3 protein-coding genes are annotated in these 3,045 nt (G+C 72.1%); 2 read left to right on the forward strand and 1 reads right to left on the reverse strand.

Features of this window, described 5'->3' with window-relative positions; genetic code table 11:
- Positions 1 to 454 precede the first annotated feature (454 nt).
- The gene (rpsT, locus tag HMPREF3086_RS16800) at positions 455 to 715 is read left to right on the forward strand and encodes a 30S ribosomal protein S20 (protein ID WP_007629872.1); all 261 of its coding nucleotides are present in this window, start codon (positions 455 to 457) and stop codon (positions 713 to 715) included.
- A 203-nt stretch (positions 716 to 918) separates the two neighbouring features.
- Here the strand turns inward: rpsT and holA are convergent, their stop codons facing one another.
- The gene (holA, locus tag HMPREF3086_RS16805; RefSeq protein ID WP_061913695.1) at positions 919 to 1,893 is read right to left on the reverse strand and encodes a DNA polymerase III subunit delta; all 975 of its coding nucleotides are present in this window, start codon (positions 1,891 to 1,893) and stop codon (positions 919 to 921) included.
- A 177-nt stretch (positions 1,894 to 2,070) separates the two neighbouring features.
- Between holA and HMPREF3086_RS16810 the strand changes: the two genes are divergently transcribed.
- Positions 2,071 to 2,994 (forward strand): SDR family oxidoreductase, encoded by a 924-nt coding sequence (locus HMPREF3086_RS16810; RefSeq protein ID WP_007629876.1) that lies wholly within the window; start codon positions 2,071 to 2,073, stop codon positions 2,992 to 2,994.
- Positions 2,995 to 3,045: the final 51 nt, after the last annotated feature.

Raw genomic sequence — 3,045 nt, forward strand, 5'->3', positions numbered from 1 at the left:
CGACGAACTAACGGAGATGCCCACTAGCCCTCCGCAGCGGTCTCAGTGGGCAGCCGCCCCTCCCCAGCCGCGCCACCTATCCGATGCCGCTACGCCTAAGGGGTCCCGTAGGCGTAGCGCGATCCGATAGGTGGCGTGCAGCGATGAGTCCGTCCGTCATGGATGATCCTGTCCGTGATGACCTGCCGCGGGCGCGGGCCTCGCGGTCTCCGTGGGCAACCGCCGGGTGGCCGCCGGGCGCCTGCCGGGTGGCCGAGTGGGCGGCGTCCCAGTAACGTTGTCGGGCGTCGACGGGGTCGGCCGACGTTTTGGCCGGTGAGAACCCCACTGGTAAAGTGGGCCGTCGGTGTCCACCGGAGCACGTTCCACGTGCCCGCACGGACGAGACGACCAGACATCAGATCGGCGGGATCCCCTCGTGGAGCCGTCGACACACGACATAAAGGTGTGACGAGTGGCCAACATCAAGTCCCAGATCAAGCGGAACCGCACCAACGAGCGCAACCGCCTCCGTAACCAGTCGACCAAGTCGGCTCTGCGTACCGCCATCCGCAGCCTGCGTGAGGCCACCGAGTCCGGTGACAAGGAGAAGGCCGGCGCCCTGCTCGTCGCCACCTCCCGCCAGCTCGACAAGGCCGCCAGCAAGGGTGTCATCCACCAGAACCAGGCCGCCAACAAGAAGTCGGCGCTGACCAAGGCCGTCAACAGCCTCTGAGTCACCCCGGCGCTCCCCCGCCGGGAGCCGCCCAGCCCCGCGTCAGCGCCAACGACGCGTCGAGGCTCCGAGGGCCCACCCAGCACCATGCGTGCGGGGTGGGCCCTCGTCGTGTCCCCGGCTTCGGCGAGCGGGGGCACCGGGTGTCCGGCCGGGGCGAACGGCCCGGTCGGACGGGACGGAGCCGGGCCCGATCGGCCCGTCTACAGGGAGGCCAGCGACCCGACCTCGCGCACCGCGCGCTCGAGGGCGTAGTACGGGTTCTCCGCCCGTCCCTTGACCTCGCCGTTGAGACGCGCGACCACCTGCAGCGCACTGCCCAGCGTCTCGATGGACCAGTAGCGCGTCTGGGCGGTGACCTTCTTGACCTTCCACGGCGGCAGGCCCTGCTTCGCCAGCTCCGCCGGCGGCACGCCACGCTGCGTACCCACCAGGGCGATCGAGTTCACCGCATCCGCCAGCGCGTCGGCGAGCACCACCTCCGGCACCCCGGTGTGCAGCGCCCACTCGAGCGCCTCGATCGCGCCGGCCACGTCCCCGGTCACGGCGCGCTCGGCCACCGTGAACCCGCTGACGCCCACTACCCCGGAGTGGTAGCGCCGGACGGCTTCCACGTCCACTTTGCCGCCGGTGTCGGCCACGAGCTGTCCGCACGCCGACGCCAGCTGACGGAGGTCGGTCCCCACAGCCTCGACCAGTGCTTCGCACGCCTCGGGTGCCACACGCACGTCCAGGCCCCGGAACTCGGACCGCACGAACCCCACCACGTCCATGTGGCGGGTGAGCTTGCCGGCCGCGTGCTCCTCCGCGCCGGCCCTGCGGAGATCCGCCACCAGTGCCTTGGCGCGCCCGCCGCCCGTGTGCTGGACCACCAGGACCGTCTCCGGCGGCAGGTCCCGCGCGGCATCCAGCACCGCAGCCTGGGCGTCCTTGCCCAGTTCCGCGGCGCCGGTGACGACCACGATCCGCGCCTCGCCGAACAGAGACGGCGAGAGCAGCTCGAACAGCTGCGGGGCCGTCACCTCGGGACCACCCAGCCGGGAGACCACCGGCGGGTCCTGCCCGGCCGGCGTGGCCGCGCGGACCGCCGAGACGACGCCCGTGGTGGCGCGCTCGGTGAGGAACTCGTCCTCCCCCAACACCAGGTGCAACACAGCGGGTGCGGACCCCGATGCCATCTGCGCTCCTCGTCGTCGTCCTCGTCGTCGTCGTGCCCCGTCATCGTGCCACGCGCCTCCGACCGGTCGCCCGCTCCCCGGCCCGTGGCTACGTTGGGGCACCGAGGCCACCCCGACGGGCGACGCCGAGGCGTCGCCCCGGGCGCGCGGAATCACACCCGACCCGGAAGGTAGGACATGAGCCAGAACCAGGACACCCACACCACCCGGACCGACCAGCTGACGTTCCAGAACCCCGTCACGCGGTACCCCGCCATCGAGCCGCCGGTCCAGCACCAGCCCGAGCCGGGCCTGGGCGCCGACCTCGAGCCGCGCGCCGACGTCGGCGAGCACTCCTACCGGGGCACCGGTCGGCTCACCGGCCGCAGGGCGCTCATCACCGGCGGTGACTCCGGAATCGGCGCCGCGGTGGCCATCGCCTTCGCCCGCGAGGGCGCCGACGTGGCCATCCACCACCTGCCCGCCGAGGAGGCCGACGCCCGCGCCGTCGCGGAGATCATCGAGCGCGAGGGACGCACCGTGGCGCTCCTGCCCGGCGACCTCACCGACCGCACGTTCTGCGAGGGCCTCGCCGATACCGCGGCGGAGCAGCTCGGCGGGCTCGACATCCTCGTGAACAACGCGGGCAAGCAGGTCGTGGCCCCGGACCTCGAGGACCTGCCCGACGACCAACTCACCGACACCTACGGGGTGAACATCATCGGGATGGTCCGCGTGACCAAGGGCGCGCTGCGACACCTCGAGCCCGGGTCGACGATCATCAACACCACCTCGGTGGTGGCGTACATGCCCGCGCCGAACCTGCTGGACTACTCCTCGACCAAGGCGGCGATCAACAACTTCACCAAGGGCCTCGCGCAGCAGCTCGCACCCAAGGGCATCCGCGTCAACGCCGTCGCGCCCGGCCCGATCTGGACGCCTCTACAGGTGTCGGATGGGCAGGAGAAGGAGGACCTGCCGGAGTTCGGGAAGTCCACTCCGCTCGGACGGGCCGGACAGCCCACTGAGCTCGCGCCCGCCTACGTGTTCCTCGCCTCGCCCGAGTCGAGCTACGTGGTCGGCGAGACACTCGCGGTGACCGGCGGCATGCCCACGCCGTAGCGCGGCCGCGAGGCGCTCCGCGGCGCGGCCTCACGGGGGCGCGGCCTCACG

This window comes from Dietzia sp. HMSC21D01 (genome assembly GCF_001815995.1).
GTDB lineage: Bacteria > Actinomycetota > Actinomycetes > Mycobacteriales > Mycobacteriaceae > Dietzia > Dietzia cinnamea.